Genomic DNA, 23,502 nt, shown 5'->3' with positions numbered 1-23,502 from the left:
AAACGCGAAGTATAACCAGTCTGGTCTCAAATCTGGATCCATTCTGGGACAGTCGTCACACTTGGCCATATTGCTGGCCATGGCGCAGCCAGCGGTCGAGAAGCGGGCTGACATGTTCTGGCCAACGCACCAGCAGGGCTTGCGCGGCATCGCGCACGGCAGGCAGCAGGTCGGCGTCGCGCATCAGGTCAGCGACCTTGAACTGTAGCAGGCCGGTTTGCCGTGTCCCGAGCATTTCGCCCGGGCCACGTAGCTCCAGGTCCTTCTCGGCGATGACGAACCCGTCATTGGTCTCGCGCATGATGCCCAACCGCTCGCGGCCGATTTGTGACAATGGGGGGTGGTACAGCAGCACGCAATGGCTGACTGCGCTGCCCCGGCCAACCCGGCCGCGCAACTGGTGCAATTGGGCCAGGCCCAGACGCTCGGGGTTTTCGATGATCATGAGGCTGGCGTTGGGGACGTCCACACCGACTTCGATTACCGTGGTGGCAACCAGCAATTGCAGGTTGCCCGCCTTGAACTCTGCCATGACGGCGGCTTTTTCCGCAGGCTTCATGCGCCCGTGGATCAGGCCAACGCGCAGTTCGCCCAAGGCACTGCCGAGCTCTTCGTAGGTGCTTTCTGCCGCCTGGCAGGTGAGTTCTTCGGACTCTTCGATCAACGTGCACACCCAGTAGGCTTGGCGGCCTTCGGCGCAGGCGGCACGTACGCGTTCGACCACTTCGAAGCGGCGGCTGTCGGCGACCAGCACGGTGTTAACCGGAGTACGCCCCGGCGGCAGCTCGTCCAGTACTGAAGTGTCGAGGTCGGCATAGGCACTCATGGCCAATGTGCGCGGGATGGGTGTGGCGGTCATGATCAGCTGGTGCGGGCACAGTTCGCCTGCGACGCCTTTTTTGCGCAACGCCAGGCGCTGCTGCACGCCGAAACGGTGTTGCTCATCGATGATTGCCAGGGCCAGGTGCTTGAACTGCACTTCGTCCTGGAACAGTGCGTGGGTGCCGACCACCATTGGTGCGCCGCTCGCGATCTGTTCCAGCGCGCTGGCGCGGGCTTTGCCCTTGAGCTTGCCGGCCAGCCAGGCGACTTCGATACCGAGTGGCTCCAGCCATCGCTTGAATGTGATGTAGTGCTGCTCGGCAAGAATCTCGGTGGGTGCCATCAATGCCACTTGGTAGCCGGCCTCCAGGGCCTGCAAGGCGGCAAGGGCAGCCACAACGGTCTTGCCTGCACCGACATCGCCCTGGACCAGGCGCATCATTGGCTCATGCTGGCTCAAGTCGTAGGCAATCTCGTTGGCAACCCGCTGCTGAGCGCCGGTTGGCTTGAAACCCAAGTTGGCCAGGTACTGTGCCTGCAGGCGGTTGGCTTTGGGCAACACTGGCGCCCGCAAGCTACGTTGGCTCTCGCGCAGGCGTTGCTGGGACAGCTGATGGGTCAGCAGCTCTTCGAACGCCAAGCGGTGCTGGGCCCAGTGCTGGCCTTCTGCAAGCTCGTCGAGGTCTGCATCGGCGGGTGGGTTGTGCAGGTAGCGGATGGCATCGTCCAGTGGCGCCAATTGGTAATCCCGAGCCAGTTCATCGGGCAGCCAGTCCGGCAAGCTGCGCGGGCCGAGCATACCCAGGCTTTGCTGGCATAGCAGGCGCAAACGCTGCTGGGTCAGGCCTTCTGTGGACGGGTAAATGGGCGTCAGCGTCTGTTCGACGGGTGGCGGCGGCTCATCGCCGTTAAGGGCCCGGTATTCCGGGTGGTAGATCTCCAGGCCTGAAGCGCCTGGGCGCGCCTCGCCGTAGCAGCGCAGGTGCGTACCCCGTTTGAGGCCTTCCTTCTGTGCATTGCTGAAGTGGTAGAAGCGCAGGCTCAACACGCCACTGCCGTCACCCAGGCGCACGACCAGGCTGCGGCGCTTGCCCATGGTCACGTCGGCACCGCTGACCACACCTTCGATGACTGCATCCTGCCCAGGGCGCAATTGGCCGATGGGCACCACGCGAGTGCGGTCTTGATAACGCAGGGGCAGGTGGAACAGCAAATCCTGCAGGTTCTCCAGGCCAACCTTGGCGAGCTTTTCCGCCATGGCTTCGCCTACGCCCTTGAGCGCGGTGACCGAGACCTTCGACAGCTCAGTCATGGATCAGGCCGGTTGTTCCACGGGCGCCTTGGCTACCGAGCAAAGGCGGATCGAGTCGGCTAGGATCTCGATGGCCTTTGGCCGCGGGAAGCTGGCACGCCATGCAATTGCCACTGTACGGAACGGTGCAGGTGCCGTGAGTGGGCGCACTTCGATGACCCCCGGTGCATAGTGATGGCTGTGCACTGCCGACAACGGCAGGATCGACACACCCAGGCCCGAGGCGACCATATGACGGATGGTTTCCAGAGAACTGGACTCCACGGTGGTGTGCTTGGCGCCGTCTCCCCCTTTGTTCAGGGTCGGGCAGGCTTCCAGCACCTGGTCACGGAAGCAGTGGCCCTCGCCGAGCAACAGCAGGCTCTTGTCGTTGAGCATCGCTGTATCGATGGTCTTTTTCGCGGTCCACGGGTGATCGGCCGGCATCAGGGCGCAGAACGGCTCGTCATAAAGCGGCAGTGTCAGCACGTCAGCTTCGTTGAACGGCAGCGCGATGATCACGGCGTCCAGTTCACCATTGCGCAGCTTTTCTCGCAGTACATGGGTGAAGTTTTCTTCGATGTACAGCGGCATTTGCGGTGCCACGCGATGCAGTTGCGGAATCAGGTGCGGGAAGAGGTACGGGCCGACTGTATAGATGGCGCCAACCTTGAGGGGAGCCGTCAGCTGGTTTTTGCCAGCCTGAGCCAGTTCGCGAATGCCTTGGGCCTGCTCCAGCACCTTCTGCGCCTGGGCAACGATGCTTTCACCGACGGGGGTCAGCCGCACCGCGCTCTTGCTGCGCTCGAAAATCAGGACGCCAAGCTCGTCTTCCAGCTTCTTCACACCCACTGACAGGGTCGGCTGGCTGACATGGCAGCGCTCGGCGGCGTGGCCGAAGTGCTGCTCCTGGGCGAGTGTGACGATGTAGCGGAGTTCTGTGAGGGTCATAACGTGCGTCCATGAAGTTGCGGCCCCAGCATAGCGGCTGCAATCGATAGACGCACGTTATCAGACTTGCCGAATTGTGACAGAAACAAAAGTATCAGCGACGGTCCAGCGAGTAGACGAACGGTGCCACGACTTCGATCGTGCCATTGGTCAGCAACTCAGCAGGTGGCTTGGGTACCGTGCCAGCCCGGCGGATCATCTCCAATGTTGCGCGGTCCAGTGCTGCACTGCCGGAACCGCCTGCCATGGCGTACGAGACCACCTTGCCTTCGGCGTCGACCACGAACCGCAGGCGGTTGATGCCCTGCAGGCCACGGCGGCGAGCGTCTTCCGGGTAGCGCTTGTACTTTGCCAGGTGACGCAGCAGATCACTCTGCCAGGTCGGCAATGCCTTGCTGTTTGACGCGATACTTGGCGCTGGTGCCGCCGACTTTTGCGGTGGCGTGTTGCTTGGCGGTGTATCGACGACTTCTTCCTTGGCCGGTGGCTCATCCTTTGGCGGCTCAGGCTTTTTCTCGGGCTTGGGCGGCTGCGGCTTGGGCTTCGGCTTGGGTGGCTTGGCAATGGCGATTTTGGGTTTCGGCGCCTCGACCAGCTTTGGCAGCGGTGGTTCTTCAACCTCTGCCGGCGGCTGCGGGGCGACCTTCGGAGGTGGTGGCGGCGCGGGCTCAGGCAGCGGTGCCAGCTCGACCATCATGGCTGCCGGAGGCAGCTCGACGGCTTGAGGCACCGACCAGTTGAGCGTCAGCAGCACAGCGACGGCATGGACACCCAGCACGATGGCCAGGCTGCCGCTGTAACGCGCCAGATTGTGCCGCGTCTTCGTCATTTCTTCGCTGCCGTCTCAAGACCTACCAGACCGACTTTGAGGTAGCCGGCCGCGCGCATGTTGTTCATCACTTCCATCAGGTCACCGTAATCCACACCTTTATCGGCCTGGAAGAAGATGGTGGTTTCCTTGTCGCCCTTGGTCTTGGCATCGAGCATCGGGCCAAGCTGGTCGGGGGCAGGCACCTGATCGTCACCGACATACAGCTTCTGGTCGGCCTTGACGCTGACGAACACCGGTTTCTCGGGCCTCGGCGCCGGTTTGGCGGTCGAGGCCGGCAGGTCGACTTTGATGTCGACGGTGGCCAAGGGGGCTGCGACCATGAAAATGATCAGCAGCACCAGCATTACGTCGATGAACGGCGTAACGTTGATTTCGTGGTTTTCGGCGAGGTCGTCGCCACCTTCATTGAGATGCAGGCCCATGGCTTACCCCACTTTCACCATGTGCGGGGCGGCGCGTTCGCCACCCTGGTGGTCGAGGTCACGGCTGACCAGCAGCAGAACCTGTGCCGAAGCGTCCGACACCTGCGCCTTGTAGCCAGCAATCGAGCGGGCGAAGACGTTGTAGATGACTACGGCCGGGATTGCGGCAACCAGGCCCAGCGCGGTAGCGAGCAGCGCTTCAGCAATACCGGGGGCAACGACGGCCAGGTTGGTGGTCTGGGTTTTGGCGATGCCGATGAAGCTGTTCATGATGCCCCAAACAGTACCGAACAGGCCCACGAACGGCGCAGTGGAGCCGATGGTGGCGAGCACGCCGGTGCCATTGCTCATGTTGCGGCCGCTGGCGTGAACCAGGCGCTCCAGACGGAAGCTGACGCGCTCCTTGATGCCTTCTTTTTCACGGGCATTGGCCGACAGGCGCATTTCTTCGAGGGCATCATGGACCAGGGTGTGGGCCAGGGTGCCTTCCTTGTTGGAAACGTCACTGGCTTCCTTGAGGCTGGCGGACTTCTTCAGCTGAGCGATTTCACCGCGCAGGCGACGTTTGGCGCCGAGCAGTTCGAAGCCTTTGGCGATCCAGATGGTCCAGGTAATGATCGAGGCGATGACCAGGCCGATCATCACAGCCTTCACCACCACGTCGGCGTTCTGGTACATGCCCCACGGGGACAGGTCATGTGCCATGCCCAGGGTCGTGTCCTCGACCAGTGCGTTGGTGGCAGGGTCTACCACAACCTGGGAGTCGGCCGGCGCAGCAGCCTGTGCTTCGCCTGCCGGGGCCTGGCCTTCGGCTGCTGGTGCTGATGGCGCGCTGACAGCGGCTGGTGCACTGGCGTTGGCAGCTGGCTCATCGGCCATGGCCACCGGGGCCAGCACCAGGCTGAACATCAGCGCGGCGATGGCGCGCCAGGCGCGCGACGGGGTTGGCGAAGCGGAAGGTTGAGTGCGTGTCATGCTGGCCGGACCTGATGAAGAAAAAAGGTGAACGTTCTCCAAGGCCTCGATGTAGGCCGAGAACAGATAAGGGTTGCCATTATTGCAAGTAATTCTTGTTAACAAAAGTAATGATGTTGCTTTTTTCACCTGCGGTCTAGCCGCCTATCGTGTAATCCTTCAAGTACTAATCGATGGTCTAGAGGATTTTTTGATGTCAGACCTTTCCGCGATGATCGTAGGCTGCGGTGATGTGGGTGGCCGTCTGGCCCGGCAACTGCTAGCCCGTGGCTGGAGTGTCAGCGGTTTGCGCCGCTCGATAGATCAACTGCCCCAAGGGGTGGTTCCGGTCGCTGCCGACCTTTCAGAGCCCACCATCCCCCAGGCATGGCCGCAACGTTCACCGGACTATCTGGTTTACTGCGTGGCAGCCAGCCAGCATGACGAGGCAGGCTATCAAGAGGCGTATGTCCTGGGCCTGCGCCATGTATTGGCATGGCTGGCTGAGCGTGCTCAGCGCCCGCGTCGCTTGCTGTTTGTGTCCAGCAGCAGCGTGTTTGCTCAAAAGGATGGGGAGTGGATCGACGAAACGGCGGCCACGGAACCTGAGGGATACTCCGGGCGTGTGATGCTCGAGGCTGAGCAGCTAGCGTTGAGCAGCGGTATTCCTGCGAGCGTTGTGCGGCTTACAGGTATCTACGGGCCAGGGCGTGAATTGCTGCTGAGCCAGGTGCGCCAAGGTTATCGAGTGGCAGAAGAGCCGCCGCTGTATGGCAACCGTATCCATGCCGAGGACGCGGCAAGCCTGATGGCCTTCCTGTTGAATGCTGATGCCGAAGGTGTGGCGCTGGACGATTATTACATCGGTGTCGATGACGATCCGGCACCACTGGCCGATGTGGTGGCCTGGTTGCGGGCGTACATGGGCGTTACCGAGTGGTCGGATGAGCAGCGGGTACGCCGAACCGGGAGCAAGCGTTGCAGTAATGCCCGGGTGCGGGCATTGGGTTGGGTGCCAGCTTATCCGAGTTACAAGGAAGGGTATGCGGCCATCCTGCAGGGCAAAGGCTGAGCATGTAGGAGCGGCCCCAGGTTTTCAGCTTCGCAACATAGATTGCCGGGGCCGCTTTGCGGCCCGTTCGCGACACTAGGCCGCTCCTACAAGCCGGGGGCTGACTTAATCTCGCTCCAGCACCCACTGCCTCGCACCGGCAGCCAGTTGAGGCTTCTCATCTGGCTGGGCGCGGTTAACTGCCCGGAATATCTCCAGTCGGTCATCGTCACGTTTGAAGATGAAAGGTGCACCGCGTTGGTTGCGCTCCAGCCACATGCTGTCATTGCTTCCACCCATGTCGGCACAATCGCCGGCCAGGCACAAAGCATAGCGATCAGGGCCGGGAAGGCCGGTCACACTGCCGTTGTCAGCGAAGCGCACCACACCACCTTTGCCGTCGCCGTCAATGATCTTCCAGTCACCGCCAAGATAGGCTTGATAGAGGGCTTTCTCAAAGCTGCCGCCCAGCGGCGCATTGCCAGGCAGCTTGGAGCGGACGAAATTCTGCTCGGAGCCGGACTGGTCGGTGGTCTTCAGTTCGTCGCCATCGAGCATAAGCTGCTCGACCAGCGAGCCCTGGAAGTTGGCCTGCATTTGCTTTTCATTGCTGGTCAGCTGGCCATCAACGGCTTCGAAGCCATTGCTGAAGCTGGCCTGCTGGTTAGCCACATCCAGCTTCCACTCCAGCACCGGGCCATGCTCGTTCAACGCCTGGCGCAGACTGCCGCCTTTGATGGCGGCCTTGATGGCGTCCTGGTTGATCCAGGTGCCGTTGAAATCTTCAGGTTTATGACTGGCGCAGCCGCTTAGAAGCAGAGCTGCCAGCGCGAGGGGCAGTGCTTGACGCATGATGGAATAACCTTGAACAAAGAGGTGGCGGGCAGGGCGCCCGCCACCCGCGGCATCATTCGATGACCAGGATGGCGTCCATTTCTACCTGGGCGCCTTTCGGCAGTGCGGCAACGCCAATGGCGGCGCGGGCTGGGTAGGGCTGGTCGAAGTAGCGGGCCATCACTTCGTTGACCTTGGCGAAGTGGCTCAGGTCAGTGAGGAAGATGTTCAGCTTGACGATGTCCTTGAAGGAACCGCCAGCGGCTTCAGCCACGGCCTTGAGGTTTTCGAACACCTGTACAGTCTGGGCTTCGAAACCTTCAACCAGCTCCATGGTTTTCGGGTCCAGCGGGATCTGGCCCGACATGTACACGGTGTTGCCGGCCTTGATCGCCTGAGAGTAAGTGCCGATAGCGGCAGGGGCCTTGTCGCTGTTGATGACGGTCTTGCTCATGATGACTCCTTGCGGTTGGCGGACTACGTACGCATGCGGGTGATGCGAACCACACCTGTCAGCGTACGCAGCTTCTTGATCACACGAGCCAGGTGCACGCGGTCGTGCACGCTGACCACCAGTTGGACAACGCTGATACGGCCGTCGCGTTCGTCCATGCTGATCTTCTCGATGTTGCCGTCGGCGGCGTTGACGCTGCTGGCCAGCAGCGCGATGAGGCCGCGCTGGTGCTCCAGCTCCACGCGCAGCTCCACATTGAATTCGCCGGAAATGTCCTTGGCCCAGGAAAGCTGCACGCATTTTTCCGGGTTATGGCGGATTTCGCTGATGTTGCGGCAGGTTTCCAGGTGCACGACCATGCCTTTGCCCGCCGACAAGTGGCCGACGATCGGGTCGCCAGGGATCGGTGTGCAGCACTTGGCGTAACTGAGCACCAAGCCTTCGGTGCCGCGAATGGCCAGCGGGCCTTCCGGTGCCGGTAGCTGCTCGCCTTCTGCGGACAGCAGGCGTCGCGCGACCACATAAGCCATGCGGTTGCCCAGGCCGATGTCTTCGAGCAAGTCTTCGATGAGTTCCAGGCGGTATTCGGCGAGGATGCCCTGAATACGCTCCTGTGGAATCACCTCCAGGCTGCTGTCGAAGCCGGTCAGCACCTTGTTCAGCAGGCGCTCGCCCAGGCTGATCGACTCGGAGCGACGCTGCTGTTTGAGCGCGTGGCGAATATGGGTACGTGCCTTGCCGGTGACCACGAAGTTGAGCCAGGCCGGGTTTGGGCGTGCGCCCGGGGCACTGACGATCTCGACTGTAGAGCCGCTTTGCAGCGGTTCGGACAGCGGTGCCAGGCGGCGGTTGATGCGGCAGGCGATGCAGCTGTTGCCAACGTCGGTATGCACCGCATAAGCAAAGTCCACGGCGGTGGAGCCTTTTGGCAGCTCCATGATCCGGCCTTTGGGCGTAAAGACATAAACCTCGTCCGGGAACAGGTCGATCTTCACGCTCTCGATGAATTCCAGCGAGTTGCCAGCACGCTGCTGCAGTTCGAGGATGCCCTTGACCCACTGGCGGGCACGGGCATGGTTGCCCTTGGGCTGTTCATCGTCGTTGGATTTGTACAGCCAGTGCGCGGCAATGCCGTTGTTGGCCATCTCTTCCATTTCGCGGGTGCGGATCTGGATCTCGATGGGCACGCCGTGCATGCCGAACAGCGTGGTGTGCAGCGACTGATAGCCGTTGGCCTTGGGGATTGCGATGTAATCCTTGAAGCGGCCGGGCAGCGGCTTGTACAGGTTGTGCACCGCACCCAGCACGCGGTAGCAGGTGTCTACCTTGTCGACGATGATGCGGAAGGCGTACACGTCCATGATTTCGTTGAAGGCACGGCGCTTGCCGCGCATCTTCTTGTAGATGCCATAGAGGTGTTTTTGACGCCCGCTGACTTCGCCTTCGATGCCGTCGGCGGCCAGGCAGTTGGCCAGCGAGTGCTCGATCTTGGCGACAATCTCTTTACGGTTGCCCCGTGCACTCTTCACCGCGCGATGAATCAGCGACGAACGCATCGGGTGCATGGCCTTGAAGCCAAGGTCTTCGAACTCCACGCGCACGGTGTGCATGCCCAGCCGGTTGGCGATAGGGGCGTAGATTTCGAGGGTTTCCTTGGCGATGCGTCGGCGTTTTTCGCCAGACAGCACTTCCAGCGTGCGCATGTTGTGCAGGCGGTCGGCCAGTTTGACCAGGATCACGCGGATGTCGCGTGCCATGGCCATGGCCATCTTCTGGAAGTTTTCGGCCTGAGCCTCGGCCTTGGTCTCGAAGTTCATCTGGGTCAGTTTGCTGACCCCGTCCACCAGTTCGGCCACCGTCTCGCCAAACTGTTGGCAGAGGGCTTCCTTGGCGATGCCGGTATCTTCGATCACGTCGTGCAGCATGGCCGCCATCAGGCTCTGATGGTCCATGTGCATGTCTGCGAGGATGCTGGCCACGGCCAGCGGATGCGTCACGTAGGGCTCGCCACTGCGGCGGCGCTGCCCGTCGTGTGCCTGTTCAGCGTAGAAATAGGCCCGGCGAACCAGATTGACCTGTTCAGGGCCCAGATAGGTCGACAGCCGTTCGGCTAAGGCTTCTATACCCGGCATGGTTTTACCTCTTGCCGAGGAAGAGGGCCGGGTGCCGCGCGACGTCGACCGGGCATCAATCAGACAGCCTCGTTGGACTCGTCCTCGAACGCGGCGAAGACCGGATCCTCGGTGACGATCTCTTCGGCGGCGATGAACTCAGGGGTGACGATACCTTCGGCGATTTCGCGCAGGGCGACCACGGTCGGTTTGTCGTTTTCCCACGCTACGCGCGGCTCTTTGCCGCCGGTAGCCAGCTGACGGGCGCGCTTGGTCGAGAGCATGACCAGCTCAAAACGGTTATCCACGTGTTCCAGGCAGTCTTCAACAGTTACGCGGGCCATGGTCTTCCTCAGTAGCAAATGCGGTGGGCGTGCAACCCAATATGGGCAGGCGGACTCGATAGTTTAAAAAATCACCAGCCAATAGGGAAGCGCTGTTTTGTTTGCCATGCCCGATGGTCCTGTGTTTGATTCTTCGCGGCTGAAGCCGCTCCCACAAAGATCGCATGCCCTGTAGGAGCGGCTTTAGCCGCGAAAGGGCCGGAACAGACACCCCAAATGCTTGACCCTGACGATACCTTCCGAAACCCATGAAACACAACACCCTCACAACATGGCGTCCCGCAACCGCGGCGTCAGTTCCTCGAACAGCGTCTGCACCGAACGCAAAGCCCGGCAATCCGGCCGGGTCAGCAGCCATAGCTGTGTATCGCACCCCGGCAGCGGCCCGCTGAGCGCATCAACTCCCGGCAAGGCATCGACCATGTAGTCAGGCAGCGCGGCAACGCCCATGCCGGTGCTTACCAGCTGAGCGATGGTAGACATGCTGCTGCACAGGTAGCGCGGGCTCAGGCCCGGATGCTGTTGGTTACGCCAGACCACAGTAGGGTGGTCCTGCATCGAATCGTCCGGAGCGATCCAGGGCACACTGCCGACCGATTCGGCCAGCCGCTCACGCCACTGTGGCTGGCCGCAGATCACGTAAGACGTAGAGCCCAGGCAGCGCCCGACCAAGTGTTCGGGGGGCGTGTTGGTCAAGCGCAGCGCGATGTCGGCATCGCGGCGGCTAAGGTTGGCAAACGTGTTGGAGGTGCCCATTTCCAGTGAAAGGGCGGGGTAGTTCGGCATGAAAGCCGCCAGCGCCGGCAGAAGCAGGCTATGCATTACCGCTTCGGTGCAGGTGACGCGTACCGTGCCGCTGACCACTTGCTCACCGCTGCTCATTGCGATGCGTGCCGCATCCAGCGCCTGTTCGGCGCGTTCGGCCTGTTCGGCCAAGGCTTGGGCGGTGTCGGTCGGCAGGTAGCCCTTGCGGCTCTTCACGAACAGGGCCGTGCCAAGTGCCGATTCAAGCCGGCGAATTGACCGGAAAACGGTTGAAACGTCCACCTTGAGCAGTTCGGCAGCCTTTGCCAGCGAGCGCCCGCGCTCCAGAGCCAGAACCAGAGAGAGGTCGGCGTGAGTAATCTGATATTGCATTGGTGCACGCTCTGCTTGCCGAAATGCCAATGTCTGTTGCGTTTAGGCCATTTTATAGTTGAACCGCCCCCGGGAATCAATGCGCCCGGTCGGGTAACAATCCCCACGATGGGAATAGTGAAAAAAACAACAGCTGCAACCATCGTCGCCCGTGTGGCGCCAGCCGTATCCCCACATCGCCGCAGCACATCAAAGGATGTACACCATGACGTCGGTCACCCCGTGCGCCAGTTCCTCCAGCGAGATGAATGAGTTTCTTCAGGCTCATCCCGACACTCAGTACGTGGATCTGCTGATCTCCGACATGAACGGCGTGGTGCGCGGCAAGCGCATCGAGCGGGCCAGCCTGCACAAGGTGTACGAAAAGGGGATCAACCTGCCGGCGTCGTTGTTTGCACTGGACATCAACGGTTCGACCGTCGAGAGCACCGGCCTGGGCCTGGACATCGGTGATGCCGACCGCATCTGCTACCCGATCCCCGGTACCTTGTCCGACGAGCCATGGCAGAAGCGCCCGACCGCCCAGCTGTTGATGACCATGCACGAACTGGATGGCCAGCCGTTTTTCGCCGACCCGCGCGAAGTGCTGCGCCAGGTGGTGAGCAAGTTCGACGCCATGGGCCTGGATATCTGCGCCGCGTTCGAGCTTGAGTTCTACCTGATTGACCAGGACAACCTCAACGGTCGGCCACAGCCTCCGCGCTCACCGATTTCCGGCAAGCGCCCGCAGTCGACCCAGGTGTACCTCATCGACGACCTCGACGAATACGCCGATTGCCTGCAAGACATGCTTGAGGCGGCAAAAGAGCAGGGCTTGCCGGCCGATGCCATCGTCAAGGAAAGCGCACCCGCCCAGTTTGAAGTCAACTTGCACCACGTTGCCGACCCGATGAAGGCCTGCGACTACGCGATCCTGCTCAAGCGCCTGATCAAAAACGTCGCCTATGACCATGAAATGGACACAACCTTCATGGCCAAGCCTTACCCGGGCCAGGCGGGTAACGGCCTGCACGTGCACATTTCGCTGCTGGACAAGAAAACCGGCAAGAACATCTTTGCCTGCGACGACCCGCTGCAAAGCGACACCCTGCGCCATGCCATCGGCGGCGTACTGGAAACCATGCCGGCTTCCATGGCCTTCCTGTGCCCGAACATCAACTCTTACCGCCGCTTCGGGGCACAGTTCTATGTGCCCAACGCACCAAGCTGGGGGTTGGACAACCGCACCGTGGCCGTTCGCGTCCCCACCGACAGCAGTGAAAACGTGCGTATCGAACACCGTGTGGCGGGTGCCGATGCCAACCCTTATCTGATGCTCGCCTCGATCCTCGCCGGCATCCACCACGGCCTGACCAACAAGGTCGAGCCCGAGGCGCCAATCGAGGGCAATTCGTACGAGCAATTGGAACAAAGCCTGCCGAACAACCTGCGCGATGCCCTGCGGGCGCTGGACGACAGCGAAGTCCTTAACCAATACATCAGCCCGGACTACATCGATATCTTCGTGGCCTGCAAGGAAAGTGAGCTGGCCGAATTCGAAGTCTCGATCTCCGACCTTGAGTACAACTGGTACCTGCACACGGTGTAAGCCCATGAGCGCAACTGCGGTCCCTTTGATCGGTGTCAGTGCCTGCCGCCAGCAGGTGGGGAAAAACTCGTCGCACACGGTGGGTGACAAGTACGTCGAGGCGGCCGGTTTTGCCGGGTTGCCGCTGATTTTGCCGGCCCGCGATGGGGGCAGCGACGCTCAGGCGTTGCTGGCCAGGCTCGATGGCATTCTTTTTACCGGCTCGCCTTCAAATGTCGAGCCGCATCATTACAATGGCGCCCCCAGCGCGGAAGGCACTCGGCATGACCTTGCGCGTGATCGTCTGACCTTGCCGCTGTTGCAGGCAGCCATTGCCGCAGGTGTTCCGGTGTTCTGCGTATGCCGAGGTTTTCAGGAGCTTAATGTGGCCCTGGGCGGCAGCCTGCACCAGCGGGTGCAAGAGCTACCTGGCTATCTGGACCACCGCGAACCTGAGGACGCCCCTCTTGAAGTGCAATATGGCCCTCGTCATTCCGTCAGCATTGCGCCTGGCGGGTTGTTCGAGCGCCTGGGTCTGGCTGCGCAGTTCGAGGTCAACTCGCTGCACAGCCAGGGCATCGACCGCCTGGCCCCGGGCCTGCGCGTCGAAGCACGGGCCCCGGATGGCCTGATCGAAGCGGTGTCCATGCCTGATGCGCCGGGCTTTGTGCTTGGCGTGCAGTGGCACCCGGAATGGCGTTTCGCCGAAAACCCGGTCTCCTTGCGCCTTTTCGAGGCGTTTCGCGAGGCCTGCATTGCCCGTGCTGCACGGTAGGGTTATTACCCGAAGGTCTTGGATGACTCATACCGATTCGCAAGCTTTCAATGAGTGAAAGCGCCTTGCTTGCAAGGCCTGTGACAACAATTCCAATAGTTACGGCGTTTTCTCATGAGCAATTACACAGAAGCCGGCCGCCCACCCGATGCGGCCGACTCGGGCGGTACTCAGCGCAGCAAAGGGTTGGCCAAAGGCCGCCTGGGACTGCTGGCCAGCGTAGTCCTGGGCATTTCCACCATCGCGCCGGTCTATACCTTGACCGGCGCACTGGGTCCGACCGTGCGCGAGGTCGGTGCACACCTTCCTGCAGTCTTCATCGTTGGTTTCCTGCCCATGCTGCTGGTGGCCCTCGGCTACCGCGAGTTGAATTCGGCGGAGCCAGATAGCGGTACGTCCTTTACCTGGTCGGCCCGTGCATTCGGCCCGATGATTGGCTGGATCGGAGGTTGGGGCTTGGTGGTCGCCACCACTATCGTGCTATCCAACCTGGCGGGCGTGGCGGTCGATTTCTTCTACCTCTTCCTTGCGCAGATCACCGGCAACCACGAACTGGCAGCCCTTGCGGACAATTTGCTGGTCAACATCACCACTTGTTGCGTGTTTATTGCCCTGGCGGTGTGGATCTGTTGTCGGGGCATGACCACGACCATGACAGTTCAGTATGGGCTTGTGGCCTTGCAGTTGCTGGTGCTGATCGGTTTTGCCTTTGCGGCGTTCAGTGAAACCACCGCGCCACCACCGTTGGCATTCGACCTGGCCTGGTTCAACCCGTTCGGCGTCGAGTCGTTCTCCGCCTTTGCGGCGGGGCTGTCGCTATCAATCTTCATCTTCTGGGGTTGGGATGTGTGCCTGACGGTCAGTGAAGAGTCGATCGGCAGCGAGGAGGTTCCGGGCAAGGCGGCAACCTGGACAGTGCTGTTGATCCTCGGGCTGTACCTGCTCACTGCCATCGCCACCCTGCAGTTCGCCGGGATCAGCGAAGATGGCCTGGGCCTGAATAACCCGCGCATTCAGGAAAACGTCTTTGCCCACCTGGCAGGGCCGGTAATGGGGCCTTTGGCCATTTTGATGTCGATTGCCGTGCTGGCCAGCACCGCTGCCTCGCTGCAGTCGACCTTCGTGTCGCCTGCGCGCACCCTGCTCGCCATGGGTTACTACGGTGCTGTGCCGCAGCGCTTTGCCGAAGTCTGCCCGCGTTCACAAACACCGCGTTATGCGACCATTTGTGCCGGCATTGCAGCGGGCCTGTTCTACGTGACCATGCGTACCTTGAGTGAGAACGTGCTGGCCGACACCATCACGGCGCTGGGCATGATGATCTGTTTCTACTATTCGCTGACGGCGTTTGCCTGTGTCTGGTACTTCCGCCACAGCCTGTTTGACAGCCTGCGCCACTTCTTCATGCGCGGCCTGTGCCCGCTGGTGGGTGGGGTGATCTTGTCGGTGATATTCGTGCGCACGGCCATCGACAGCGCCTCGCCGGATTTCGGCAGCGGTTCGCATGTGGGTGGGTTGGGGCTGGTGTTCGTGATTGCGGCGATCATCTCGGCACTGGGTATTGTGCTGATGATGTTGTCGCGGATGCGGGCGCCGGCGTATTTCCTGGGGGCTACCTTGCGGCAGCAAGCGACCCTGCAATTGCAGGAGTAAAGCTGGGGGGCGCCGGACCGGTCGGATAGGGCTGCAACGCAGCCCCACTCGTTCTATCAGGAGAGCAAGTCTTTCAGCAGTTCACCGTTACGCTGTTGCTGTTTCTTCAGTAGCAGACGGTTCGAACGGAACACCGCCTTCAACTCCTCCAGCGCATCGGCAAAGTTGTCATTGATGATGACGTACTCATACTCGTCGTAGTGCTCCATTTCGCTGACCGCTTCCTTCATGCGGCCGGCAATGATTTCTTCACTGTCCTGCCCGCGGTTGTCCAAGCGGTGGCGCAGGGCTTCCTGGCTGGGCGGCAAGATGAAGATCGAGCGTGCTTCCGGCATCAGCTCGCGAACCTGGCGTGCACCTTGCCAGTCGATTTCCAGGATCAGGTCATTGCCTTGGTCCAGCACCTGCTGCAGCGCGCTGCGCGAGGTGCCGTAGAAGTTGCCGAACACTTCGGCATGCTCCAGGAAATCGTTCTGGGCAATCAGTGCCTTGAACTCATCGTGGCTGACGAAGTGGTAGTTCACGCCATGCTCTTCGCCCGGGCGCTTGCTGCGGGTGGTGTGCGAAACCGAGACGCTGACGTGCCCATCATCCTTGATCAGGGCATTGACCAGGCTGGTCTTGCCGGCGCCTGATGGTGCCGAAACGATGTAAAGGGTGCCGCTGCTGTGATTCATGGTGGGGGTGGCCTTACTCGATGTTCTGTACTTGTTCACGCATCTGTTCGATCAGCACCTTCAGGTTGACCGCCGCTTGCGTGCTGCGTGGGTCGAAGGCCTTGGAGCCCAGGGTGTTGGCCTCGCGGTTCAGCTCCTGCATCAGGAAGTCCAGGCGCCGCCCGGCAGCACCGCCGGACTTGAGCACCCGCCGCACTTCGTTCACGTGGGTGCTGAGTCGGTCGAGCTCTTCGGCGACGTCGCTCTTCTGGGCCAGCAAGACCATTTCCTGCTCAAGGCGTTGGGGGTCGAGCTCTGCCTTGAGGTCGCCAAAGCGGTCGATAATCTTCTGCCGTTGGGCGGCCAGCATCTGCGGGACAAGGCCGCGCAGGGTGGTGACCTCTGTGGCGATGCTGTCCAGGCGCTCATTGATCAGCCTGGCCAGTTCCTGGCCTTCGCGCAGGCGCCCGGCCTTGAGCTCTGCCAGGGCCTCGTCGAACAGCGCCACGGCTTCTGCGTTCAGTGCTTGAGGGTCGCTGGTATCAGCCACCAGTACGCCCGGCCAGGACAGCACTTCCAGCGGGTTGAGCGCTGCCGGCTGCTTGATCAGGCCTGCGACTTGTTCTGCCGCGGCGACCAGTTGCGCTGCCCGCTCGTGGTCGACCTTCAATGGCTTGCCATTGCTGTCTTCGTGCAAGCGCAGGGTGCATTCGACCTTGCCGCGCGACAGGCCTTGGCGCAGGCCCTCACGCACTGCGCCTTCTAGGTCGCGCAGGGCGTCGGGCAGGCGCAGGTGGGGCTCAAGGTAGCGGTGGTTGACCGAGCGCAGCTCCCAAACCAGGGTGCCTTGGCTGCCTGCGCGCTCGACACGAGCAAAAGCGGTCATGCTGTGCACCATGGAGAGTACCTCGCGTAGATGAAATGAGCGAAAAGCCTTTCGGCTGCAAGGCGCAGGATTGTAGCGCAGTGCGGCCTTGCCGCCCAATCCGACCATGTTACAGATCGCACGCACTGGCAGTGGGAAAAGGCGACAGGCCGTCCACCGCTCGACAATAGGCATGTCTTCATTGGACTGCGGGCTCTATAATGCTGGGCAGATTCAAAGTCCCAGTACAGGTATCCCAGATGAAACGTCCAAGTGGTCGCGCCGCCGATCAGCTCCGCTCGATCCGCCTCACCCGCAACTACACCAAGCACGCCGAAGGGTCGGTACTGGTCGAGTTCGGTGACACCAAGGTCATCTGCACGGTCAGTGTCGAGAACGGTGTGCCGCGCTTCCTCAAAGGCCAGGGCCAAGGCTGGCTGACCGCCGAATACGGCATGCTGCCGCGCTCCACCGGCGAACGTAACCAGCGTGAAGCCAGCCGTGGCAAGCAGGGTGGCCGTACCCTGGAAATCCAGCGCCTGATCGGCCGCTCGCTGCGCGCCGCGCTGGACATGAGCAAGCTGGGCGACATCACCTTGTACGTCGATTGCGACGTGATCCAGGCCGACGGCGGCACCCGCACGGCGTCCATCACCGGTGCCATGGTCGCCCTGTGCGACGCCCTGGCGGTGATCAAGAAACGTGGCGGCCTGAAGGCTGGCAACCCGCTCAAGCACATGATTGCCGCTGTTTCGGTGGGTATGTATCAGGGCGAGGCAGTGCTGGACCTGGACTACCTGGAAGATTCCGCAGCCGAAACCGACCTGAACGTGGTCATGACCAGTGCCGGTGGTTTCATCGAGGTGCAGGGTACTGCTGAAGGTGCGCCGTTCCAGCCTGAAGACTTCAATGCGATGTTGGCATTGGCGCAGAAGGGCATGAACGAGATCTTCGAATTGCAGCAGGCAGCTTTGGCTGATTGATTTGTGTTGCCTTCATCGCGGATAAATCCGCTCCTACGCTTGTAGGAGCGGATTTATCCGCGATGGGCCTCTTTGAGGCCCTCGGCATTCAGATCGTCAACGTCCAATCGTAGTCGACAATCAGCGGCGCATGCTGCGAGAAGCGCGGCTGGCGCGGCAGACGGGCGTTGCGCACGAAGCGGCGCAGGCCTGGGGTCAGGATCTGGTAGTCGAACCGATAGCCCAGGTTGAGCATTTCTGCTTGTTCATTATCCGGCCACCAGCTGTACTGGTCGCCTTCACGGCTGACCTCGCGCAGGGCATCCACATAGCCCATGTCGCCGGTAATTGCATCCATCCAGGCACGCTCTGGTGGCAGGAAGCCTGGAGACTGCTGGCTGTCACGCCAGTTTTTGATGTCCAGCTTCTGCTGCGCCACGTAGAACGAGCCGCAATAAATGTATTCGCGACGTTTACGGCGCTGCTTGTCCAGGTATTTGCCGAAGTCGTCCATCAACTTGAATTTCTGGTTCAAGTCTTCGTCGCCGTTCATGCCCGAAGGCAGCAGCAAGGTGGCAATACTCACTTTGTCGAAATCTGCTTGCAGATAACGCCCGTAGCGGTCGGCTGTCTCGAAGCCCAGGCCGGTGATGACTGCCTTGGGCTGCATGCGCGAGTACAGTGCCACGCCACCTTGGGCGGGTACTTCTGCGTCGCAGGCATAAAGGAAATAGCCATCGAGCTGGAAAGCTGGGTCGTCGAGTTCAAAGGCCGAGGCGCGGGTATCCTGAAGGCAGATGACGTCGGCATTCTGGGCTTGCAGCCAGCTGAGCAATCCGCGCTCGGCTGCAGCCTGAATGCCATTCACGTTCACACTGATGATCCGCATAAATGGCCCCAAATTTCTCGTGCGTGTATGATACCCGAGCTCAACCCATTTAGCTAAATCCGTGGTGTCCGGGACTTTCCATGCAGCCGTATCAGCGCGACTTTATCCGTTTTGCCATCGATCGCGGGGTCCTGCGTTTCGGTGAGTTCACTCTTAAATCGGGGCGTACCAGCCCGTATTTCTTCAATGCCGGCCTGTTTAACACGGGTTCTGCACTGGCCCAGCTGGGGCGTTGCTACGCGGCGGCCATCGTCGACAGCAAAATCCCGTTCGACGTGCTGTTCGGGCCTGCCTACAAGGGCATTCCCCTGGCGGCCACCACCGCTGTGGCCTTGGCTGACCAGCATCAGCTCGATGTGCCATGGTGCTTCAACCGCAAGGAAGCCAAGGATCACGGTGAGGGCGGCAGCCTGGTCGGCGCACCGCTGGCCGGTGAAGTGCTGATCATTGATGACGTGATCACCGCTGGCACCGCCATTCGCGAAGTGATGCAGATCATCAACGCTCAGCAGGCCAAAGCCGCTGGTGTGCTGATCGCATTGAACCGCGAAGAGCGGGGCAACGGCGAGCTGTCGGCAATCCAGGAAGTTGAGCGTGACTTTGGTATTCCGGTAGTCAGCATCGTTTCGCTGACCCAGGTACTGGAATTCCTGGCCGATGACCCGCAATTGAAGCAGCATCTGCCGGCCGTCGAGGCGTATCGGGCGCAATACGGGATCTGATCCTGGCCTGGTAACGAAAAAGGCGACCTTCTAGTGAAGGTCGCCTTTTTTGTACTGCCTGTTCCGGCCTCTTCGCGGGCAGGTTATCAGTGACGCTTACGGTTGGTGATCAGGGTGCCCACGCCGCTGTCGGTGAAGATCTCCAGCAGTACGGCATTCGGCACGCGGCCGTCGATGATGTGCGAGCTGTTCACGCCGCCCTGTACCGCTTCCAGTGCGCATTTGATCTTTGGCAGCATGCCGCCGTAGATGGTGCCGTCAGCGATCAGTTCATTCACCTGTTCGGTGGTCAGCCCGGTCAGGACCTGGCCTTGTTTGTCCATCAGGCCGGCAATGTTGGTCAGCAGCATCAGCTTTTCAGCCTTCAGTGCTTCAGCTACCTTGCCTGCCACCAGGTCGGCGTTGATGTTGTACGACTCGCCGTTGGCGCCCACGCCGATCGGTGCGATCACCGGGATGAAGTCGCCTTTGACCAGCATGTTCAAGAGGTCGGTATTGACGCTGACCACTTCGCCGACGTGGCCGATATCAATGATTTCCGGCTGGGTCATCTCCGGCGTCTGGCGGGAGACGGTCAGTTTACGGGCGCGGATCAGCTCCGCGTCCTTGCCGGTCAGGCCGATGGCGCTGCCGCCATGGCGGTTGATCAGGTTGACGATGTCCTTGTTGACCTGGCCGCCCAGCACCATTTCCACCACATCCATGGTTGCGGCGTCAGTCACGCGCATGCCGTCGATGAAGTGGCTTTCGATCGACAGGCGCTTGAGCAGGTCGCCGATCTGGGGGCCACCGCCGTGCACGACCACCGGGTTGATGCCCACGGCTTTCATCAGCACGATGTCGCGGGCAAAGCCGGTCTTGAGCTCTTCGCTCTCCATCGCGTTGCCGCCGTACTTGATGACCAGGGTCTTGCCGACAAAGCGGCGAATGTAAGGCAGTGCTTCGGACAAAACCTCGGCTACATGGGAAGCGGCATCGCGATCGAGGGTCATGCAGGGCTCCTGTAAGGAACAGATAGTCGGTCAGAACGGCAGTTGCAGCTCAGGGGCAACCCTCAGCAACTGGGCGCGGAATACATCCTTGATACGTTGCAACTCGGCGTCGCTTTCGGCTTCGAAGCGCAGTACCAGCACCGGCGTGGTGTTGGAGGCGCGCACCAGGCCCCAGCCCTTGGCATAGTCAACCCGCACACCGTCAATGGTGGTCAGGTTGGCTTCGCCCCAGTCGGCGTCGCGTTGCAGTGCATCAATGATGCTGAATTTACCCTCGTCGGTCACATCAATGTTGATTTCCGGCGTGGAAATATCATCCGGGAAGGCGGCAAACAGGGTTTCTGCGCTCTGCCCGGCCTTGCTGAGGATCTCCAGCAGGCGCGCGGCACTGTAGATGCCATCGTCAAAACCATACCAGCGTTCCTTGATGAAGATGTGCCCGCTCATTTCGCCGGCCAGCAGCGAACCGGTTTGCTTCATCTTCTTCTTGATCAACGAATGACCGGTTTTCCACATTAGCGGGCGGCCACCGTGTTGCTCGATCAGCGGGGTCAGGCGGCGGGTGCACTTCACATCGAAGATGATTTCTGCGCCCGGGTTGCGCGACAGCACGTCCTGGGCAAACAGCATCAGCAAGCGGTCCGGGTAGACGATGTTGCCTGTGTTGGTCACTACGCCCACGCGATCGCCGTCGCCGTCGAAGGCCAGGCCGATGTCGGCGCCGGTTTCCTTGACCTTGGCGATCAGGTCTTCGAGGTTTTCAGGCTTGCCCGGGTCCGGGTGGTGGTTGGGGAAGTTGCCGTCCACCTCGCAGAACAACGGGATGACTTCGCAGCCCAAGGCCTCGATCAGTTGCGGCGCGATGACGCCAGCGGCACCGTTGCCGCAGTCCACGACCACCTTGAGCTTCTTGGCCAGCTTCACGTCGCCGACGATTTGCTGGAAGTAGCGGTCAAGGATTTCGACTTTCTGCACGCTGCCTTCTGCACGCGTCAGGTCGTTGGTTTTCAGGCGGGTCAGCAGGGCCTGGATCTGCTCATTGGCCAGGGTGTCGCCGGCGATGATGATCTTGAAGCCGTTGTAGTCAGAGGGGTTGTGACTGCCGGTGAGCATTACGCCGGACTTGCCGGCCAGCACGTTGGCGGCGTAGTACAGCGCCGGGGTAGGCACCAGGCCAACGTCGGTGACCTGGCAGCCCGCATCGGCCAGGCCCTGGATCAATTGCTCGACCAGCATCGGGCCGGACAGGCGACCATCGCGGCCGACAGAAACCTGCGGTTCACCCTGAGCCAGGCTTTGTGCGCCGATGGCGCGGCCGATCCAGTAGGCGGTTTCGGCGTGCAAGGTTTTGCCGACAACGCCGCGGATGTCATAGGCGCGGAAAATGCTGTCAGGCAGTGCGGGGACCAGGTGGGCCATGTCGTTCATCTCTGGAAGCTCCATTAGTCAAAGGCTTGCCGGGCAGGCACAAACTGAACGCTTGGACGATGGAATCGCCGGAGAGTTCGCCATCCATGGCCCGAGCGGTCGCTTGAAGGGCTCAGTTGGTACCGGAGTGGCCGAAGCCGCCAGTGCCGCGCTGGCTTTCGTCGAAGCTTTCCACGATGTCGAAATGCGCTTGTACCACAGGCACGAGCACCAGTTGGGCAATGCGCTCGCCAACGGCGATGGTGAACGGCGTGTTGCCACGGTTCCAGCACGACACCATCAGTTCGCCCTGGTAATCCGAGTCGATCAGGCCGACCAGGTTGCCGAGCACGATGCCGTGCTTATGGCCCAGGCCCGAGCGCGGCAGAATCATTGCCGCCAAACCTGGGTCGCCGATGTAGATCGATAGGCCAGTCGGGATGAGCACGGTCTGACCTGGCTCAAGAACGGTGTCTTCTTTGAGCAGGGCGCGCAGGTCAAGGCCGGCGGAGCCTGGGGTGGCGTACTGGGGCAGCGGGAATTCGTTGCCCAGGCGTGGGTCGAGGATTTTGGCTTGTAGAGCGTGCATGTAACTTATTGAACCTGATTGAGCCGTTCGGCGATGAAGGCGACCAGTTGCCGGGCGATCTTGCCCTTGCTGGTCTGCGCGAAGAGGGTCTGGTGTTGCTGGCGGTCGATCACGGTCAGGGCGTTTTCTTCGCTGTTGAAGCCGATGCTGGGGTTGGCCACATCATTGGCGACGATCAGGTCGAGGTTCTTGTCCTTGAGCTTGCGCGTGGCGTAATCGAGCAAGTGTTCGGTTTCGGCAGCGAAGCCGACGCTGAACGGGCGGTCATCGCGGCCAGCAATGGTGGCAAGGATATCGGGATTGCGCACCATCTGCAGCAGCATGCCGTCGCCGGTGGTAGGGTCTTTCTTCAATTTTTGTGGTGCAACCACTTCCGGGCGGTAGTCCGCGACCGCAGCGGAGGCGATGAACAGGTCGCATGGCATGGCAGCTTCACAGGCCGCAAGCATGTCGCGCGCGCTCACCACGTCAATCCGGTTGACCCGGTCAGGCGTTTGCAGGTGCACCGGGCCGGTCACGAGGGTTACCCGAGCACCGGCTTCTGCGGCTGCCTCGGCCAGAGCGAAACCCATCTTGCCGGAGCTATGATTGGTGATGTAGCGCACCGGGTCGATGTTTTCCTGGGTCGGGCCGGCGGTAATCAGCACGTGTTTGCCGGTGAGCGCTTGGCGTTTGAAGCTTTCGGCGGCGCACCAGGCCAGGTCGGTGGCTTCGAGCATGCGGCCCAGCCCAACGTCGCCGCAGGCCTGGCTACCGGACGCAGGGCCGAATACCTGAATGCCGCGGTCTTTGAGCAGCGCGAGGTTGGCTTGGGTGGCTGGGTCGCGCCACATGGCCTGATTCATGGCCGGGGCAACGGCCACGGTGGCATCGGTGGCCAGCACCAGGGTGGTCAGCAGGTCGTCAGCCATGCCCTGTGCCATGCGTGCCATGAGGTCGGCGGTTGCCGGGGCGATGAGCACCAGGTCGGCCCATTTGGCCAGTTCGATATGGCCCATGGCCGCCTCTGCGGCGGGGTCGAGCAAATCCATGTGCACCGGGTGGCCGGACAGCGCCTGCAGGGTGAGCGGAGTGATGAACTCGGCACCACCACGGGTCATGACGACGCGCACCTGCGCGCCGTGCTCCAGGAGTCGGCGAATCAGTTCGGCACTTTTGTAGGCGGCAATGCCACCACCCACGCCGAGAACGATGCGCTTGCGATACAGCCGCTGCATAGGCT

The 23,502-nt window shown here is 61.3% G+C and carries 22 protein-coding genes and 1 pseudogene; 6 read left to right on the top strand and 17 right to left on the bottom strand.

Annotation, left to right across the window (positions count from 1 at the left end; all coding sequences use genetic code 11):
* Positions 1 to 55 precede the first annotated feature (55 nt).
* From recG to exbB, 5 genes are all read right to left on the bottom strand, one after another.
* A complete protein-coding gene (gene recG / locus PVV54_RS26095; protein ID WP_274907944.1) occupies positions 56 to 2,134 on the bottom strand; it encodes an ATP-dependent DNA helicase RecG in 2,079 nt (692 codons plus the stop codon).
* Positions 2,135 to 2,137: 3 nt separating this feature from the next.
* Positions 2,138 to 3,064, bottom strand: a complete 927-nt coding sequence (locus tag PVV54_RS26090) for a hydrogen peroxide-inducible genes activator (protein ID WP_274907943.1) — start codon at positions 3,062 to 3,064, stop codon at positions 2,138 to 2,140.
* 94 nt (positions 3,065 to 3,158) lie between these two features.
* Complete coding sequence (locus tag PVV54_RS26085) at positions 3,159 to 3,893, bottom strand: energy transducer TonB (protein ID WP_274907942.1); 735 nt, start codon at positions 3,891 to 3,893, stop codon at positions 3,159 to 3,161.
* On the bottom strand, positions 3,890 to 4,318 hold the full coding sequence (gene exbD / locus PVV54_RS26080; protein WP_013974803.1) for a TonB system transport protein ExbD: 429 nt from the start codon (positions 4,316 to 4,318) through the stop codon (positions 3,890 to 3,892). Before exbD ends, PVV54_RS26085 begins: the two co-directional genes overlap by 4 nt.
* 3 nt (positions 4,319 to 4,321) lie before the next feature.
* Positions 4,322 to 5,293, bottom strand: a complete 972-nt coding sequence (gene exbB / locus PVV54_RS26075) for a tonB-system energizer ExbB (protein ID WP_274907941.1) — start codon at positions 5,291 to 5,293, stop codon at positions 4,322 to 4,324.
* Between the two features lie 193 nt (positions 5,294 to 5,486).
* Between exbB and PVV54_RS26070 the strand changes: the two genes are divergently transcribed.
* The gene (locus tag PVV54_RS26070; protein WP_274907940.1) at positions 5,487 to 6,344 is read left to right on the top strand and encodes an SDR family oxidoreductase; all 858 of its coding nucleotides are present in this window, start codon (positions 5,487 to 5,489) and stop codon (positions 6,342 to 6,344) included.
* Between the two features lie 105 nt (positions 6,345 to 6,449).
* Here the strand turns inward: PVV54_RS26070 and PVV54_RS26065 are convergent, their stop codons facing one another.
* The 5 genes from PVV54_RS26065 to PVV54_RS26045 form a co-directional block, all read right to left on the bottom strand.
* Positions 6,450 to 7,175 (bottom strand): hypothetical protein, encoded by a 726-nt coding sequence (locus tag PVV54_RS26065; RefSeq protein WP_274907939.1) that lies wholly within the window; start codon positions 7,173 to 7,175, stop codon positions 6,450 to 6,452.
* 55 nt (positions 7,176 to 7,230) lie between these two features.
* A complete protein-coding gene (locus PVV54_RS26060) occupies positions 7,231 to 7,611 on the bottom strand; it encodes a RidA family protein (RefSeq protein WP_274907938.1) in 381 nt (126 codons plus the stop codon).
* Between the two features lie 23 nt (positions 7,612 to 7,634).
* Positions 7,635 to 9,743: a bifunctional GTP diphosphokinase/guanosine-3',5'-bis pyrophosphate 3'-pyrophosphohydrolase gene (gene spoT / locus PVV54_RS26055; RefSeq protein ID WP_274907937.1), complete on the bottom strand. Its 2,109-nt coding sequence runs from the start codon at positions 9,741 to 9,743 to the stop codon at positions 7,635 to 7,637.
* A gap of 59 nt (positions 9,744 to 9,802) precedes the next feature.
* The gene (rpoZ, locus tag PVV54_RS26050) at positions 9,803 to 10,066 is read right to left on the bottom strand and encodes a DNA-directed RNA polymerase subunit omega (protein ID WP_016394025.1); all 264 of its coding nucleotides are present in this window, start codon (positions 10,064 to 10,066) and stop codon (positions 9,803 to 9,805) included.
* A gap of 264 nt (positions 10,067 to 10,330) precedes the next feature.
* On the bottom strand, positions 10,331 to 11,203 hold the full coding sequence (locus PVV54_RS26045; protein ID WP_274907936.1) for a LysR family transcriptional regulator: 873 nt from the start codon (positions 11,201 to 11,203) through the stop codon (positions 10,331 to 10,333).
* Positions 11,204 to 11,408: 205 nt separating this feature from the next.
* Here PVV54_RS26045 and PVV54_RS26040 point away from each other — a divergent pair, with 205 nt between their 5' ends.
* From PVV54_RS26040 to PVV54_RS26030, 3 genes are all read left to right on the top strand, one after another.
* Entirely contained in the window at positions 11,409 to 12,791 is a 1,383-nt protein-coding gene (locus PVV54_RS26040; RefSeq protein WP_274907935.1) for a glutamine synthetase family protein, read from the top strand.
* A 4-nt stretch (positions 12,792 to 12,795) separates the two neighbouring features.
* A complete protein-coding gene (locus PVV54_RS26035) occupies positions 12,796 to 13,545 on the top strand; it encodes a gamma-glutamyl-gamma-aminobutyrate hydrolase family protein (RefSeq protein WP_274907934.1) in 750 nt (249 codons plus the stop codon).
* A gap of 114 nt (positions 13,546 to 13,659) precedes the next feature.
* Positions 13,660 to 15,198 (top strand): APC family permease, encoded by a 1,539-nt coding sequence (locus PVV54_RS26030; protein ID WP_274907933.1) that lies wholly within the window; start codon positions 13,660 to 13,662, stop codon positions 15,196 to 15,198.
* A 56-nt stretch (positions 15,199 to 15,254) separates the two neighbouring features.
* Here the strand turns inward: PVV54_RS26030 and gmk are convergent, their stop codons facing one another.
* Together gmk and PVV54_RS26020 are read right to left on the bottom strand one after the other, a co-directional pair.
* Complete coding sequence (gmk, locus tag PVV54_RS26025; protein ID WP_274907932.1) at positions 15,255 to 15,875, bottom strand: guanylate kinase; 621 nt, start codon at positions 15,873 to 15,875, stop codon at positions 15,255 to 15,257.
* 13 nt (positions 15,876 to 15,888) lie between these two features.
* On the bottom strand, positions 15,889 to 16,752 hold the full coding sequence (locus PVV54_RS26020) for a YicC/YloC family endoribonuclease (protein WP_274907931.1): 864 nt from the start codon (positions 16,750 to 16,752) through the stop codon (positions 15,889 to 15,891).
* Positions 16,753 to 16,979: 227 nt separating this feature from the next.
* On the opposite strand from PVV54_RS26020, the gene rph reads away from it, so the two are divergent.
* On the top strand, positions 16,980 to 17,702 hold the full coding sequence (gene rph, locus PVV54_RS26015) for a ribonuclease PH (protein WP_274907930.1): 723 nt from the start codon (positions 16,980 to 16,982) through the stop codon (positions 17,700 to 17,702).
* A gap of 88 nt (positions 17,703 to 17,790) precedes the next feature.
* Here the strand turns inward: rph and PVV54_RS26010 are convergent, their stop codons facing one another.
* Positions 17,791 to 18,570 (bottom strand): exodeoxyribonuclease III, encoded by a 780-nt coding sequence (locus PVV54_RS26010; RefSeq protein WP_274907929.1) that lies wholly within the window; start codon positions 18,568 to 18,570, stop codon positions 17,791 to 17,793.
* Between the two features lie 80 nt (positions 18,571 to 18,650).
* On the opposite strand from PVV54_RS26010, the gene pyrE reads away from it, so the two are divergent.
* Positions 18,651 to 19,292, top strand: a complete 642-nt coding sequence (pyrE, locus tag PVV54_RS26005; protein WP_016394033.1) for an orotate phosphoribosyltransferase — start codon at positions 18,651 to 18,653, stop codon at positions 19,290 to 19,292.
* 86 nt (positions 19,293 to 19,378) lie between these two features.
* Here the strand turns inward: pyrE and argB are convergent, their stop codons facing one another.
* The 4 genes and pseudogenes from argB to coaBC all read right to left on the bottom strand — a co-directional run bounded on the left by argB (position 19,379) and on the right by coaBC (position 23,497).
* Complete coding sequence (gene argB / locus PVV54_RS26000) at positions 19,379 to 20,284, bottom strand: acetylglutamate kinase (protein WP_274907928.1); 906 nt, start codon at positions 20,282 to 20,284, stop codon at positions 19,379 to 19,381.
* 30 nt (positions 20,285 to 20,314) lie between these two features.
* Positions 20,315 to 21,688, bottom strand: a pseudogene (locus PVV54_RS25995) (phosphomannomutase/phosphoglucomutase); the annotation flags it as partial.
* 136 nt (positions 21,689 to 21,824) lie between these two features.
* On the bottom strand, positions 21,825 to 22,280 hold the full coding sequence (gene dut, locus PVV54_RS25990; RefSeq protein WP_274907927.1) for a dUTP diphosphatase: 456 nt from the start codon (positions 22,278 to 22,280) through the stop codon (positions 21,825 to 21,827).
* Positions 22,281 to 22,285: 5 nt separating this feature from the next.
* Positions 22,286 to 23,497: a bifunctional phosphopantothenoylcysteine decarboxylase/phosphopantothenate--cysteine ligase CoaBC gene (coaBC, locus tag PVV54_RS25985; protein WP_274907926.1), complete on the bottom strand. Its 1,212-nt coding sequence runs from the start codon at positions 23,495 to 23,497 to the stop codon at positions 22,286 to 22,288.
* Between the last annotated feature and the right edge of the window lie 5 nt (positions 23,498 to 23,502).

Source organism: Pseudomonas sp. PSKL.D1 (genome assembly GCF_028898945.1).
Classification (GTDB): domain Bacteria; phylum Pseudomonadota; class Gammaproteobacteria; order Pseudomonadales; family Pseudomonadaceae; genus Aquipseudomonas.
Note: the sequence above shows the minus strand (reverse complement) of the source record. Positions and strands in the feature narration are given on the sequence as shown.